Source organism: Pseudomonas beijingensis, from assembly GCF_030687295.1.
Taxonomy (GTDB): Bacteria; Pseudomonadota; Gammaproteobacteria; order Pseudomonadales; family Pseudomonadaceae; genus Aquipseudomonas; species Aquipseudomonas beijingensis.
In genome coordinates this window covers 5,271,963-5,286,297 of record NZ_CP117425.1, presented here as the reverse complement: position 1 = coordinate 5,286,297, position 14,335 = coordinate 5,271,963, and the positions used below count along the sequence as shown (strand labels likewise).

The following is a 14,335-nucleotide window of genomic DNA, read 5'->3' as shown; positions in this document are numbered from 1 at the left end:
GGCGTTCGGCCAATTCCCTTATCCTTTGAAAAAGTCTTCTGACCAGCGGTGAAAATTTCCGCTTGCGGAAAATTATTACATGGATAATATTTCAGTCGTAATATTCGGAGGCGACGATGAGCGATAAAAAGGCACAAACCCGTGAACGCATTCTCAAGGCCGCCAGCGATGCGCTGATTCAGCGTGGGCCGGCAGAGCCGAGCGTGGGCGAGGTGATGGGCGCGGCCGGGCTGACGGTGGGCGGTTTTTACGCCCATTTCGAAAGCAAGGATGCCTTGATGTTGGAGGCCTTCAAGCAATTGCTCAATCGGCGCCGCGGCTTGATCGCCGATATGGACGGCGAGCTGACAGGCGAAGAACGGCGCGCCCTGGTTGCCGCGTTCTATCTGTCGCGAAAGCACCGCGATTGCACCGAGCAAGCCTGCCCGATCCCGGCGTCGGTCGGCGAACTCGGGCGGCTGCCGGAGGCGTTTCGTGAGGTGCTCAATGAGCATATCGAGTTGATGGTCGCGCAGTTGGCGGCCAGCCCGGAGGACGCCGACAAGGCTTTGGCCGACATCGCCTTGATGGTGGGTGGCCTGGCCCTGGCGCGGGCATTGGGCCCGGGAGAGTTATCGGATCGTTTGCTGCGCGCCGCCAAGTCGGCGGTGCGTTGAGCTGAGGCGCGAGCCCTGGAGATGAGCGATGGACAGGTTGAGCTGGATTCGTAGTGTCAATGGCACGCTTGGCTGGGTGGCTCCGCACCTGGTGGCGAAGCAGATGCGTTCGTTGTTCATGCGCCCTCGGAACTTGCCGCCGCGAGATTGGGAGCTGCCGTTGCTGGCGACGTCCGAACGTATCACCTTACGCTTCGGTCTCTCGGCCTTGCGCTGGGGCAAAGGTCCGGCGGTCTTGTTGATGCACGGTTGGGAAGGGCGGCCGACCCAGTTCGCGGCGCTGATCACGGCCTTGGTGGATGCCGGTTACATGGTGGTGGCGCTGGACGGCCCGGCTCATGGTCGCTCGCCGGGTCGTGAGGCGAATGTCCTGTTGTTCGCCAGGGCCATGCTCGAAGCCGCCGCCGAGTTGCCGCCGTTGCAGGCCGTGATCGGGCACTCCATGGGCGGCGCCAGTGCCCTGTTGGCCGTCCAGTTGGGGTTGCGTACCGAGACGTTGGTCAGCATCGCCGCGCCCGCTCGCATTCTTGGGGTGCTGCGCGGTTTCTCCCGGATGATGGGCCTGCCGCCCAAGGCGCGTTCGGCCTTCATTCGCCAGGTAGAAAGCGATGTGGGCATGCCGGCCTCGAAGATGGACGTGGCGCATTATCAACTGGACGTGCCGGGGTTGATCGTCCATGCCGAGGACGACACGTCGGTTTCGGTCAAGGAGTCGCAGTTGATTCATGAGGCGTGGTTCGACAGTCGGCTGCTGCGACTGCCACAGGGCGGGCATCAGCGGGTGCTGGCCGATCCTCGTGTGATTGATGGGGTGTTATCACTGCTGGCCGGTCGCAGCCTGCAAGCGCGGCAATCGGCTTGATCATCCGTTACACTGCCCCGATCCAAATTCGACCGGGAGAGGGGCATGGGCTGGGATCGGGCAACGCCATTCATCATTGATCTTCAGGTCAATGCCGAAGACATCGACGGGCTGGGCCATGCCAACAACGCGGTGTACGTCACCTGGCTCGAGCGCTGTGCCTGGCGTCATTCCCAGCGCCTGGGCCTGGATCTGGTGGAATACCGGCGCCTGGACCGGGCCATGGCAGTGGTGCGGCATGAAATCGATTACCTGGCGGCCGCCTATGAAGGCGACGAACTGCAATTGGCGACCTGGATCGTCGACTGGGACCAGCGCCTGAAAATGACCCGGCATTTCCAGCTGGTCCGTCCCAGCGACAACGTCACGCTGCTGCGGGCCCAGACCACCTTCGTCTGCATCGAACTGTCCACCGGTCGGCCCAAGCGCATGCCGCAGGAATTCATCGAGGGTTACGGCGTGGCGCTGAATCCATCTGGCATCTTCATAGACTGACCCACTGCTATCGCGAGCAAGCTCGCTCCCACAGGGGATTGTGGCGGACTCCAATTCCGTGAACGCCCTGGAACCATTGTGGGAGCGAGCTTGCTCGCGATAGCGTCAGTCCATTCAACGTCAATGCAAGCTGACCCACCGCTTTCGCGAGCAAGCTCGCTCCCACAGGGGATTTGTGGCGGACTCCAATTCCGTGAACGCCCTGGAACCATTGTGGGAGCGAGCTTGCTCGCGATAGCGTCAGTCCATTCAACATCTATGCAAGCTGATCCACCGCTTTCGCGAGCAAGCCCGCTCCCACAGGGAATTTGTGGCGGACTCCAATTCCGTGAACGCCCTGGAACCATTGTGGGAGCGAGCTTGCTCGCGATAGCGTCGGTCCATTCAACCTATGCAAGCTGATCCACCGCTTTCGCGAGCAAGCCCGCTCCCACAGGGGATTTGTGGCGGACTCCAATTCCGTGAACGCCCTGGAACCATTGTGGGAGCGAGCTTGCTCGCGATAGCGTCAGTCCATTCAACGTCAATGCAAGCTGACCCACCGCTTTCGCGAGCAAGCCCGCTCCCACAGGGATTTGTGGGGAATGCCGGAAATGTGGGCAAAATCCGGTAAACTGCCGCACGTTTTTTCGTTGAGTGTGTGTTTCCATGCAAATTGCCCTGGCGCCCATGGAGGGGTTGGTCGACAACATCCTGCGGGATGTCCTGACCCGTGTTGGCGGGATCGACTGGTGTGTCACCGAGTTCATCCGCGTCAACGACCGTCTGCTCACGCCGGCCTATTTCCATAAGCTCGCCCCTGAGCTGCTGGCCGTTGCCCAGACCGCTGCCGGCGTGCCGTTGCGGGTGCAGTTGCTCGGCTCCGATCCGGTGTGCCTGGCGGAAAACGCGGCGTTGGCCTGTGAGTTGGGCTCGGAGGTGATCGACCTGAATTTCGGTTGCCCAGCCAAGACCGTGAATAAATCCCGGGGCGGGGCGGTGTTGCTCAAGGAGCCGGAACTGCTCAACGAAATCGTCGAACACGTGCGCCGCGCGGTGCCGAAACACATCCCCGTCACCGCCAAGATGCGCCTGGGCTTCGATAGCCCGGACGGCGCGCTGGTCTGTGCCACGGCGTTGGCCGAAGGCGGCGCGGCGCACATCGTGGTGCATGCGCGGACCAAGGTCGATGGCTACAAGCCTCCGGCCCATTGGGAATGGATCCCCCGCGTGCAGGAAGTGGTCAAGGTGCCGGTGTTCGCCAATGGCGATATCTGGAGTGTTGAGGATTGGCGCCGTTGCCGCGAAATCAGCGGTGTCGAAGACATCATGCTCGGTCGCGGTCTCGTTTCCCGCCCGGACCTGGCCCGGCAAATCGCCGCCGCCCGGGCTGGCGAGGACGTGGTCGAGATGTCCTGGGTCGAGCTGCAGCCGATGCTCCACGACTTTTGGCAGCAAGTGGTCGAACAACTGACACCGCGCCAAGCCCCGGGCCGGTTGAAGCAGTGGCTGGCAATGCTGACCCGCAATTACCCCGAAGCGGTCGAGCTGTTTACCGCGCTGCGCCGGGAAACCGACCTGGACGCGGTGGGGCATTTATTGGGTGTGCAGCGCACCAAAGCGGCCTGAAAAAATTTCAAAAAAACCTCTTGAAAAGTTTTTGGCGGACCCTAGATAGGGGTTACGCGATGCCGAATTCGGGTCGCGGAGACAAAAAAACTTGCTGAATTTTTCAGGAGATTTGAATCATGAGTACTGCATTTTCGCTGGCCCCGCTGTTCCGTTCCTCGGTAGGCTTCGATCGTTTCAACGACTTGTTCGAAACCGCCCTGCGCAACGAACCAGGTAGCAGCTATCCACCCTACAACGTGGAAAAACATGGCGATGACGAGTACCGCATCGTGGTCGCCGCCGCCGGATTCCAGGAAGAAGACCTGGACCTGCAAGTGGAAAAAGGTGTGCTGACCATCAGCGGCGGCAAGCGTGAAGCCAGCAACGACAGCGTCACCTTCCTGCACCAGGGCATTGCCCAGCGTGCGTTCAAGCTGTCCTTCCGGTTGGCCGATCATATCGAGATCAAGTCCGCCGGCCTGAGCAACGGTCTGTTGAGCATCGACCTGTTGCGGGTGGTTCCGGAAGAGGCAAAAGCCAAGCGCATCCCGATCAACGGTGCGCAGCGGCAACCCGCGCTGCAAAACTGATGCATCGCAACTGAAGAAGGGCGCCCAAGGGCGCCCTTTTTCATTTTGGAGAACGGTGGAAGATTCATTGTGGCGAGGGGATTTTATGTGGGAGCAAGGCTTGCCCGCGATAAAAGCGATGCGGTCCTTCAAATACCGGGTCAGCTGCAGTCGCGAGCAAGCTTAGCTCCCACATAAAACCCCCTTGCCACAAGCGTTCCCCGCAGTGTCTCCATGTCACGGCAACAACCGCTCAAACGCCTCCAGCGGCAGCGGTCGGCTGTGCAGGTAACCCTGGTACAAATGGCAATCGAGTCCTTGCAGGAACTGCAATTGCTCCAGGGTCTCCACACCTTCGGCAATCATCACCAGGTTGAGGCTGCGGGCCATGGCGACGATGGCCCGGATGATTTCGGCGTCGTTGGGGTCGCTGGTGGCGTCGCGCACGAATGACTGGTCGATTTTCAGCGTGTCCACCGGCAGGCGCTTGAGGTAGGTCAGCGACGAATAACCAGTGCCGAAATCGTCCATGGCGAAACTCACGCCCAGTTTCTTGAGCCGGCGCATCTTGGCGATGGTGTCGTCCAGGTTCTGGATCACGATGCCTTCGGTGATTTCCAGCTTCAGCATGGAGCAGGGCAGGGCATGGGTGGCTAGGCAGGTTTCAATGCGTTCGACGAAGTCGCTCTGGCGGAATTGTCGCGGGCTGATGTTTACGCACAGGCTGAATTGCTGTGGGTCGATCTTGCCCTTGGCGATCAGTTGCTTGAAGCCGTCGCAGGCTTCATCAAGGATCCAGGTCCCGACTTCGAGGATCAGGCCGCTGTCCTCCAGCACTTTGATGAATTCGTTGGGCGATTGGGCGCCGAGGTCCGGGTGATGCCAGCGCACCAGGGCTTCGGCGCCGACGATGCGGTTGTCCCGGGCATCGACCTGCGGTTGGAAATGCACGCTGAACTCGCCACGGGCCAGGGCCTGGCGCAGGTCGGTTTCCATGCGCAGCCGTTCGCTGGCGGCTTTTTGCATGGTGGTGTGAAACATCTGCGAGGTGTTGCGTCCCGAATCCTTGGCGCGGTACAGGGCAATGTCGGCGCGCTTGAGCAAATCGGTGGGCGTGGAGCCGTGGTCGGGGATCAACGCGATACCGATGCTCGGCGTGACCTGCAGTCGCTGGCCATCGAGAAACATCGGCTCAGAAAGCAATTCGCGCAGGGTGTCGGCCAGCGTCTGCACTTGCTTGCTGACTTCGTTACGCGAGCCTTCCAGGCCGCTGAGCAACACCACGAACTCGTCGCCCCCCAGGCGCGCGACAGTGTCTTCCAGGCGCACGCTGGCTTCCAGGCGCGCGGTGATGATTTTCAGTACGGTGTCACCCACGGGATGACCGAGGGAGTCGTTGATGTGCTTGAAGTGGTCCAGGTCGAGAAACAGTAGGGCACCGCGCAAGTTGTGGCGCTTGAGCAGGGCGATCTGCTGGCTCAGGCGGTCCATCAGCAAGGCCCGGTTGGGCAGGTTGGTCAGCGAGTCGTGGTAGGCCAGGTGGCGGATCTGGGCTTCGGCATTGCGCAGCAGGCTCACGTCCCGGGCGGTCAGCAGCAGGCACGCGGTCTCATTGAGGGTGATGGGCTCGACCGAGACCTCCACCGTAAGGATTTCCCCCCGTTTATTGCGCCCGAGCATTTCCTGGTGGACGACGCGGCCCTTGAGCTGCAGTTCGGCCAGCAGGGCCGCTCGCTGTTTTTCTTCGGCCCAGATACCCACCTCGTAGACCGTATGCCCGATCACTTCATCGGCGCGGTAACCGGTCAGCCGGCAGAAGCCATCGTTGACCTCAAGGTAGCGACCGCTTTCGAGCTCGGTGATGGTGATGGCGTCGGGGCTGGAATGAAACGCCTTGGCGAACTTCTCTTCACTGGCCTTGAGGGCGGCTTCGGAGCGTTGCTGCTGCGTGATATCGCGCAAAGTCGTGACGATGCACGGCTGATTGCCGACGTTGATTTGCCGGCTGGAAATCACACAGGTCAGCGGCTGGCCGTTCTTGTGGTGAACGACGATGGCGACATTGTTCAGCGATTGTTCGCGGATCACCCGTTCGATGCGTTGCAGGCTGCTGCCCGAGCCGCCCCAGAGGCCGATTTCGTCGGCGCTGAGACCGATCACGTCGCGGGTACTCCAGCCGAAGGTCTGAGTGAAACTGGAGTTGATCTCGAGGAACCGGCCGCTGTCCTGGTGGGTGACGCAGATCGGGTCGGGACTGACCTGGAACAGCGTGGCGAATTTCTCTTCCGAGGCGGCCAGGCTTTGTTCGCGCTCCACCTGGTCGGTGATGTCCAGCAAAGTCCCTGCCATGCGCAAGGGGCTGCCGTCGTCGTTGCGGTAGAGGCGGGCGCGGCTTTCCAGGTAGCGCGAGCTGCCGTCGGGCAGTTGCACGCGGTAGGTCAATTGATAATTGCCCGCCGGGCCTTCCCGCAGGCTGCGGTAGGCGTTGCGCATGTTGTTGCGTTCTTCCGTGGGCACCCCCTCGAAAAACGCATCGAATGATTCGTGGAACGCCTTGGGTTCCAGGCCATGGAGCTGCGCGGCCCGGGCCGAGCCGTAGAGCATGCCGCTGGGAATGTGCCAGTCCCAGGTGCCCAGTTGCGCCGAGTCGAGGGCCAGGTCCAGGCGCTCCTGGCTGTCCTTGAGGGCCTGCTCGGCCAGTTTGCGTTCGGTGGTATCGAGGAATGTGCTCAGAAGATAAGGCTGGCCCTCGAGCTCGACTCTCTGCGCGCTGAGAAGGCCGCTGTGGATCTGGCCGTTACTGGCCTGCAGTTCTACCTCCATACTCGTCATTTCGCCCTTGGCCTTGACGACCTCCACCAATTTTGCCCGCTGCTCGGGATGGACCCATAAGCCCAGTTCCAGGGTCGTGCGGCCGATTATGTCGTGCAGCGGCCAGCCAAACAGACTTTCGAAATACTGGTTGGCCTCGATGATCAGGCCATCTTCCTGGCGGGTCAGCAGCACCATGTTCGGGGTCAGGTGAAATAGCGTGGCGAAACGTTTTTCCGAGCTGCGCAGCGCCTGTTCCCGTTCGCGCTGATGGGTGATTTCGCGAATCACCCCGATCATGCGCGGCCGGCCGTGCTTGTCGGGCAGCACGCTGCCACTGATTTCCAGCCAATGCAGGCTGCCGTCGGGCCAGACGATGCGGTGATGCATCGCCTGTTCCAGTGGCGCCCCGGCCACTGCCGCGTGAAACGCGCGCACGGCCCTGGCCCGGTCTTCGGGTAACAGCAAATCGAGGTAGTCCACGTCCGCCGGCAACGGTTGGCGCGGATCGAAGCCGAACAGCGCCTGGGTGCCGCGGGACCAACTGATCTGGCCGCTGTCGATGTCCCACGACCAGGCGCCCAGCCGCGCACCGTTCAGGGCGGCCAGCAACTGTGGCGCGCTGTCCCAGCTTTGCTCGGACCGCTTCGGGTCGAGCGCCTGAATGCGTGGCAAGGGCGGGAGATGGTCAGCAGGTTTGGGCATTTCTAGCGAGCCTTGAGCGGTTTTGGGCATTAAGCACAAGCCTCCAAGGCCCTACAGGCGCGGCACAACCTATGCCTTTGTCCCTGGCAAATCGATTTGTGCGTCCAGTAAGGCCATGAAAGCCCGTGCGGCATTCGATAGCGTCCGTTCGGTGTGCAAGATATAGCCTAGCTGGCGACTGAGCTGTATGCCCGGCAAAGGAATGCGTGCGACCTGTTCGTCGAGCATGGTGCGCGGCAGAACGCTCCAGGCCAGGCCAATGGACACCATCATCTTTATGGTTTCCAGATAATTCGTGCTCATGGCGATGTTCGGCGTCAGGCCCTGGGCCTCGAACAGCCGTTGCACGATGTGATGGGTAAAGGTATTGCCCCCCGGGAAAACCGCTGGATGCAAGGCGATGTCCGCCAGGCTCACCGCGCCTTTTTCCAACAAGGCATGCTCCGGGGCGACCACGAAATCCAAGGGGTCGTCCCACACCGGCATGGCCCGTACCAGCGTGTGAGGCTCGGGGGCGAGGGTGATGACGGCCAGTTCCGCCCGGCCATGGAGGATTTCTTCGTAGGCCACTTCCGAATCCAGGAACTGAATATCCAGCGCCACCTGGGGGTAACGTCGGGTGAACTCCCGCAATAAGGGCGGCAGGCGGTGCAGGCCGATGTGGTGGCTGGTGGCGAGCGTCAGGCGTCCGGTCACTTCGCCGGTCAGGTTGGTCAGGGCGCGGCGGGTGTCGTCCAGCACGTTGAGGATCTGATAAGCCCGTGGCAACAGGGCTCGGCCCGCCTCGGTCAGGCCCACTTCACGGCCCAGGCGGTCGAACAGGCGCACCTTGAGTTGTTGTTCAAGACCCGCGATGCGCTTGCTGATGGCCGGCTGAGTCAGGTGCAGGCGTTCGCCGGCGCCGGAGAAACTGCCCGTCTCGGCGATGGCAATAAAGGCGTTGAGGTTGGCGAGGTCCATGGCGGTTCCAGTCGGATTCCAGTTGGTTATGCAAAGCATGAAAAATATGAATTTGAGTTATTTAATGTAACCCCATAGGATCAGCCTCACAAGCCAAGGGGTTATTGATTCGTTCAGGGCCCGGGGCATAGAAACAAGCTGATGAGGAAACCGTCTGATGGCCGGCAAAACGCTCTACGACAAGCTCTGGGATTCGCATTTGGTCAAGCAGCGCGACGATGGCTCGGCGCTGATCTACATCGATCGTCACATCATTCACGAAGTGACGTCGCCGCAAGCCTTCGAAGGCCTGCGCCTGGCCGGGCGCAAGCCGTGGCGCATCGATGCCAACATCGCGACCCCGGACCACAACGTACCGACCACGCCGGAGCGCAAGGGCGGCATCGAAGCCATTGCCGACCAGGTCTCGCGCCTGCAGGTCCAGACCCTCGACGATAACTGTGACGAATACGGCATCGTCGAATTCAAGATGAACGATGTGCGCCAGGGCATCGTCCACGTTATCGGCCCGGAGCAGGGCGCGACCTTGCCGGGCATGACCGTGGTCTGTGGCGACTCCCACACCTCGACCCACGGTGCTTTCGGCGCTTTGGCCCATGGTATCGGCACCTCCGAGGTCGAGCATGTGCTCGCCACCCAGTGCCTGGTCGCCAAGAAAATGAAAAACATGCTGGTGCGCGTCGAGGGCAAACTGCCATTCGGCGTGACCGCCAAGGACATCGTCCTGGCCGTGATCGGCAAGATCGGCACCGCCGGCGGTAACGGCCATGCCATCGAGTTCGCCGGCAGCGCGATCCGCGACTTGTCCGTCGAAGGCCGCATGACCATCTGCAACATGTCCATCGAGGCCGGTGCCCGCGTTGGCCTGGTGGCCGCCGATGAAAAAACCGTGGAATACGTAAAAGGGCGTCCGTTCTCGCCAAAAGGCGCGGAATGGGACATGGCGGTCGAGGCCTGGAAAGACCTGGTCTCCGACGCCGATGCCAAGTTCGACACGGTGGTTGAACTCGACGCGACGCAGATCAAGCCGCAAGTCAGCTGGGGCACTTCCCCGGGAAATGGTGCTGGCGGTGGACCAGAACGTACCGGATCCGGCCAAGGAAATGGACCTGGTCAAGCGCGACTCCATCGTCCGTGCCTTGAAATACATGGGCTTGAGCGCCAACCAGGCGATCACCGACATTCAGCTCGATCGCGTGTTCATCGGTTCCTGCACCAACTCGCGGATCGAAGACTTGCGCGCCGCGGCAGTGATCGCCAAGGGCCGCAAGGTCGCCTCGACCATCAAGCAGGCCATCGTGGTGCCGGGCTCGGGCCTGGTGAAGGCCCAGGCCGAAGCGGAAGGGCTGGACAAGATTTTCCTCGAGGCCGGTTTCGAATGGCGTGAGCCGGGGTGCTCGATGTGCCTGGCGATGAACCCGGACCGGCTGGAGTCGGGTGAGCATTGCGCCTCCACCTCCAACCGTAACTTCGAAGGCCGTCAGGGCGCCGGTGGCCGTACGCACCTGGTGAGCCCGGCGATGGCCGCGGCGGCGGCTGTCAACGGCCGTTTCGTCGACGTCCGCGAATTGATCTGAAGGAGCGCAGCATGAAAGCTTTTACCCAGCACACCGGTCTTGTCGCGCCTTTGGATCGTGCCAACGTCGACACCGACCAGATCATTCCCAAGCAGTTCTTGAAGTCCATCAAGCGCACCGGTTTCGGCCCGAACCTGTTCGACGAATGGCGTTACCTGGATGTCGGCCAGCCGTACCAGGACAACTCCAAGCGGCCGCTGAACAAGGATTTCGTGCTCAACGCCGAGCGTTACCAAGGCGCCAGCGTGTTGCTGGCCCGGGAGAACTTCGGCTGCGGCTCGAGCCGCGAGCACGCGCCATGGGCCCTGGAAGAGTACGGTTTCCGCAGCATCATCGCGCCGAGCTACGCCGACATCTTCTTCAACAACAGCTTCAAGAACGGCTTGCTGCCGATCATCCTCAGCGATGCTGACGTGGATGAGCTGTTCCAGCAGGTCGAGGCCAACCCCGGCTATCAACTGCAGATCGACCTGGCCGCCCAGACCGTGACCCGTCCCGACGGCAAGGTGTTGGGGTTTCGAGATCGATGCGTTTCGCAAGCATTGTCTGCTCAACGGCCTGGATGACATCGGCCTGACCTTGCAGGACGGCGAGGCGATTGCCGCGTTCGAGGCCAACCACCGGGCGAGCCAGCCTTGGTTGTTTCGGGATGCTTGATGGATTGATGTAGGCAGTACCGGCCTCATCGCGAGCAAGCTCGCTCCCACAGGGGATCTATGGTGTTCACAAGACACCTGTGGGAGCGAGCTTGCTCGCGATGGGGCCCGCCCAGGCAACACAACACCAAAAAGGAAACCATCCATGACCAGCACCGCCCACAGTCAGGTTGTACAAAAGCAATTCGGTGAACAGGCCTCGGCCTACCTGAGCAGTGCCGTGCACGCCCAGGGCGCTGAGTTCGCGCTGCTGCAGGCGGCGTTGGCCGGGCGTGGCGATGCCCGTGTGCTGGACCTGGGCTGTGGCGCCGGCCATGTGAGTTTTCACGTGGCGCCGCTGGCCGGTGAAGTGGTGGCCTACGATCTGTCCCAACAGATGTTGGATGTTGTCACCGCAGCAGCGGCTGAGCGTGGCCTGGGCAACATCAGCACGGTCCGTGGCGCCGCCGAGCGCCTGCCGTTCGCCGACGCTGAGTTCGACTTCGTGTTCAGCCGTTATTCGGCGCATCATTGGAGCGACCTCGGCCTGGCGTTGCGGGAAGTGAGGCGAGTGCTCAAGCCGGGCGGGATGATGGCGTTCATCGACATCCTGTCGCCGGGTACGCCATTGCTGGACACCTACTTGCAAAGCATCGAAGTGCTGCGTGACACCAGTCATGTGCGCGATTATTCGGCTGGCGAGTGGTTGCGCCAGGTCAGCGAAGCAGGGCTGCACACCCGCAGCACCTCGCGCCAACGCCTGCGCCTGGAGTACCACTCCTGGGTCGAACGCATGCGCACGCCCGAGGTGATGCGTGGGGCGATCCTCCAGCTGCAGCGTTCGATGGGCGATGAAGTGCGTGAATATTTTGAGATTGAGGCCGATGGTTCGTTCAGTACAGATGTACTGGTGCTGTGGGCCGAGCGATAGCATTTTTCCCGACCCGGCCTTGGGTACGAAGCCCAGGCCCGTGTCGACAGAGCAAACGAGGAAAGCATGAGCAAGCAGATTCTGATTCTCCCAGGTGACGGTATCGGCCCGGAAATCATGGCCGAGGCGGTCAAGGTCCTGGAGCTGGCGAACGACAAGTACGACCTGGGCTTCGAACTCAGCCACGACGTGATCGGCGGCGCCGCCATCGACAAGCACGGCGTGCCCCTGGCCGACGAAACCCTGGACCGTGCCCGTGCTGCCGATGCCGTGCTGCTGGGCGCCGTGGGTGGCCCGAAATGGGACAAGATCCAACGCGACATCCGCCCTGAGCGCGGCCTGCTGAAGATTCGTGCGCAACTGGGCCTGTTCGGCAACCTGCGTCCGGCGATTCTTTACCCGCAACTGGCCGACGCATCGAGCCTGAAGCCGGAAATCGTTTCGGGTCTGGACATCCTTATCGTCCGTGAGCTGACCGGCGGTATCTACTTCGGCGCCCCGCGTGGCACCCGTGAGTTGGATAATGGCGAGCGCCAGGCCTACGACACCCTGCCGTACAGCGAAAGCGAAATCCGCCGTATCGCCCGGGTCGGCTTCGACATGGCCCGTGTGCGCGGCAAGAAGCTGTGCTCGGTGGACAAGGCCAACGTGCTGGCGTCCAGCCAACTGTGGCGTGAAGTGGTCGAGCAGGTGGCCAAGGATTACCCGGACATCGAGCTGAGCCACATGTACGTCGACAACGCCGCCATGCAACTGGTGCGCGCACCGAAGCAGTTCGACGTGATCGTCACCGACAACATGTTCGGCGACATCCTGTCCGACGAAGCGTCGATGCTCACCGGTTCCATCGGCATGCTGCCGTCGGCCTCCCTGGACGCCAACAACAAGGGCATGTACGAGCCGTGCCACGGTTCGGCACCGGACATCGCCGGGCAGGGCATTGCCAACCCATTGGCGACCATCCTGTCGGTGTCGATGATGCTGCGCTACAGCTTCAACTTGAACGATGCCGCCGACGCGATCGAAAAAGCCGTCAGCGTGGTCTTGGACCAAGGCTTGCGCACCGGTGATATCTGGTCGCAAGGTTGTACCAAAGTCGGTACGCAGCAAATGGGCGATGCAGTAGTCGCCGCGCTGCGGAATCTGTAATCTTTCGGGCCCACCGCTTCGACGGTGGCCCACTTTTGTATAGGTGTAGTTGCGATGAAACGTGTAGGTCTGATCGGTTGGCGCGGCATGGTCGGTTCCGTGCTCATGCAGCGAATGCTGGAAGAGCAGGATTTCGATCTCATTGAGCCGGTGTTTTTCACCACTTCCAATGTCGGTGGCCAGGGCCCGTCCGTGGGCAAGGACACCGGTGTGCTCAAGGATGCCTACAGCATCGAAGAGCTCAAGACCCTCGACGTGATCCTGACTTGCCAGGGTGGCGACTACACCAGCGAAGTGTTCCCCAAGCTGCGTGAAGCCGGCTGGCAGGGTTACTGGATCGACGCCGCTTCCAGCCTGCGCATGCAGGACGACGCGGTGATCATCCTCGATCCGGTCAACCGCAAGGTCATCGACCAGCAGCTGGATGCGGGCACCAAGAACTACATTGGCGGCAACTGCACCGTCAGCCTGATGCTGATGGGCCTGGGCGGCCTGTTCGAAGCCGGCCTGGTGGAGTGGATGAGCGCCATGACCTATCAGGCGGCGTCCGGTGCTGGTGCGCAGAACATGCGTGAGCTGATCAAGCAGATGGGCGCCACCCACGCCGCCGTCGCCGATGACCTGGCCAACCCGGCCAGCGCCATCCTCGACATCGACCGCAAGGTCGCCGAGGCGATGCGCAGCGATGCCTACCCGACCGAGAACTTCGGCGTACCGCTGGCCGGCAGCCTGATCCCGTGGATCGACAAGGAACTGCCCAACGGCCAGAGCCGCGAAGAGTGGAAGGCCCAGGCTGAAACCAACAAGATCCTGGGTCGCTTCAAGAGCCCGATCCCGGTGGACGGCATCTGCGTGCGCATCGGCGCCATGCGCTGCCACAGCCAGGCGCTGACCATCAAGCTGAACAAAGACGTGCCTATCGCCGACATCGAAGGGCTGATCAGCCAGCACAACCCTTGGGTCAAGCTGGTGCCGAACAATCGCGAAACCAGCATGCAGGAGCTGAGCCCGACCAAGGTCACCGGCACTCTGAATGTACCGGTGGGCCGTCTGCGCAAACTGAACATGGGGTCGCAATTCGTCGGTGCCTTTACCGTCGGCGACCAACTGCTGTGGGGCGCGGCCGAACCGCTGCGTCGCATGCTGCGGATCCTGCTCGAGCGTTGATCGATTGCGGCTGTGAAAGAACCCGTGCCTTGTGAGAGGTGCGGGTTTTTTATTGGGGGCAGTTGTGTGTCAGGGCTGGCCCCATCGCGAGCAAGCTCGCTCCCACAGGTTTTGCGGCCACTGAATACCCCATGTGGGAGCGAGCTTGCTCGCGATGAGGTCAATCCAGGCACTGCAAATCCCCCTGCCAATTGCCTGCATACCGACCACCCGGTAAAGTGCCGCTCC

Annotated in this window: 10 protein-coding genes and 2 pseudogenes; 10 read left to right on the top strand and 2 right to left on the bottom strand. The window is 61.7% G+C overall.

The genetic code is table 11. The features are described from left to right. Positions 1-116 precede the first annotated feature (116 nt). From PSH84_RS23580 to PSH84_RS23560, 5 genes are all read left to right on the top strand, one after another. Positions 117-656: a TetR/AcrR family transcriptional regulator gene (locus tag PSH84_RS23580; protein WP_122566045.1), complete on the top strand. Its 540-nt coding sequence runs from the start codon at positions 117-119 to the stop codon at positions 654-656. Positions 657-684: 28 nt separating this feature from the next. Next, a complete protein-coding gene (locus PSH84_RS23575) occupies positions 685-1,518 on the top strand; it encodes an alpha/beta fold hydrolase (RefSeq protein WP_122566044.1) in 834 nt (277 codons plus the stop codon). A 45-nt stretch (positions 1,519-1,563) separates the two neighbouring features. After that, a complete protein-coding gene (locus PSH84_RS23570; RefSeq protein ID WP_122566043.1) occupies positions 1,564-2,013 on the top strand; it encodes an acyl-CoA thioesterase in 450 nt (149 codons plus the stop codon). Positions 2,014-2,661: 648 nt separating this feature from the next. Beyond that, a complete protein-coding gene (locus tag PSH84_RS23565; protein ID WP_305481886.1) occupies positions 2,662-3,621 on the top strand; it encodes a tRNA dihydrouridine synthase in 960 nt (319 codons plus the stop codon). 119 nt (positions 3,622-3,740) lie between these two features. Next, positions 3,741-4,193, top strand: a complete 453-nt coding sequence (locus PSH84_RS23560; RefSeq protein WP_122566040.1) for an Hsp20 family protein — start codon at positions 3,741-3,743, stop codon at positions 4,191-4,193. A 216-nt stretch (positions 4,194-4,409) separates the two neighbouring features. Here the strand turns inward: PSH84_RS23560 and PSH84_RS23555 are convergent, their stop codons facing one another. Then, positions 4,410-7,688, bottom strand: coding sequence for an EAL domain-containing protein (locus PSH84_RS23555; RefSeq protein ID WP_305481885.1), 3,279 nt, complete (start codon positions 7,686-7,688; stop codon positions 4,410-4,412). A gap of 69 nt (positions 7,689-7,757) precedes the next feature. Continuing rightward, positions 7,758-8,648, bottom strand: coding sequence for a LysR family transcriptional regulator (locus PSH84_RS23550; RefSeq protein WP_305467725.1), 891 nt, complete (start codon positions 8,646-8,648; stop codon positions 7,758-7,760). A 157-nt stretch (positions 8,649-8,805) separates the two neighbouring features. Here PSH84_RS23550 and leuC point away from each other — a divergent pair. The 5 genes and pseudogenes from leuC (at position 8,806) to asd (ending at position 14,107) form a co-directional block, all read left to right on the top strand. Further along, positions 8,806-10,225, top strand: a pseudogene (gene leuC / locus PSH84_RS23545) (3-isopropylmalate dehydratase large subunit). Positions 10,226-10,236: 11 nt separating this feature from the next. Beyond that, positions 10,237-10,882, top strand: a pseudogene (gene leuD / locus PSH84_RS23540) (3-isopropylmalate dehydratase small subunit). Between the two features lie 144 nt (positions 10,883-11,026). After that, complete coding sequence (locus PSH84_RS23535) at positions 11,027-11,791, top strand: class I SAM-dependent methyltransferase (RefSeq protein ID WP_092474468.1); 765 nt, start codon at positions 11,027-11,029, stop codon at positions 11,789-11,791. 66 nt (positions 11,792-11,857) lie between these two features. After that, positions 11,858-12,940, top strand: coding sequence for a 3-isopropylmalate dehydrogenase (leuB, locus tag PSH84_RS23530; RefSeq protein WP_305481884.1), 1,083 nt, complete (start codon positions 11,858-11,860; stop codon positions 12,938-12,940). A 54-nt stretch (positions 12,941-12,994) separates the two neighbouring features. Then, the gene (asd, locus tag PSH84_RS23525) at positions 12,995-14,107 is read left to right on the top strand and encodes an aspartate-semialdehyde dehydrogenase (protein WP_053185893.1); all 1,113 of its coding nucleotides are present in this window, start codon (positions 12,995-12,997) and stop codon (positions 14,105-14,107) included. Positions 14,108-14,335 lie beyond the last annotated feature (228 nt).

Coding starts and splice junctions, on each gene's coding strand:
- PSH84_RS23580 (WP_122566045.1), top strand. CDS start 117: ATGAGCGATAAAAAGGCACAAACCCGTGAACGCATTCTCAAGGCCGCC.
- PSH84_RS23575 (WP_122566044.1), top strand. CDS start 685: ATGGACAGGTTGAGCTGGATTCGTAGTGTCAATGGCACGCTTGGCTGG.
- PSH84_RS23570 (WP_122566043.1), top strand. CDS start 1,564: ATGGGCTGGGATCGGGCAACGCCATTCATCATTGATCTTCAGGTCAAT.
- PSH84_RS23565 (WP_305481886.1), top strand. CDS start 2,662: ATGCAAATTGCCCTGGCGCCCATGGAGGGGTTGGTCGACAACATCCTG.
- PSH84_RS23560 (WP_122566040.1), top strand. CDS start 3,741: ATGAGTACTGCATTTTCGCTGGCCCCGCTGTTCCGTTCCTCGGTAGGC.
- PSH84_RS23555 (WP_305481885.1), bottom strand. CDS start 7,688: ATGCCCAAACCTGCTGACCATCTCCCGCCCTTGCCACGCATTCAGGCG.
- PSH84_RS23550 (WP_305467725.1), bottom strand. CDS start 8,648: ATGGACCTCGCCAACCTCAACGCCTTTATTGCCATCGCCGAGACGGGC.
- PSH84_RS23535 (WP_092474468.1), top strand. CDS start 11,027: ATGACCAGCACCGCCCACAGTCAGGTTGTACAAAAGCAATTCGGTGAA.
- leuB (WP_305481884.1), top strand. CDS start 11,858: ATGAGCAAGCAGATTCTGATTCTCCCAGGTGACGGTATCGGCCCGGAA.
- asd (WP_053185893.1), top strand. CDS start 12,995: ATGAAACGTGTAGGTCTGATCGGTTGGCGCGGCATGGTCGGTTCCGTG.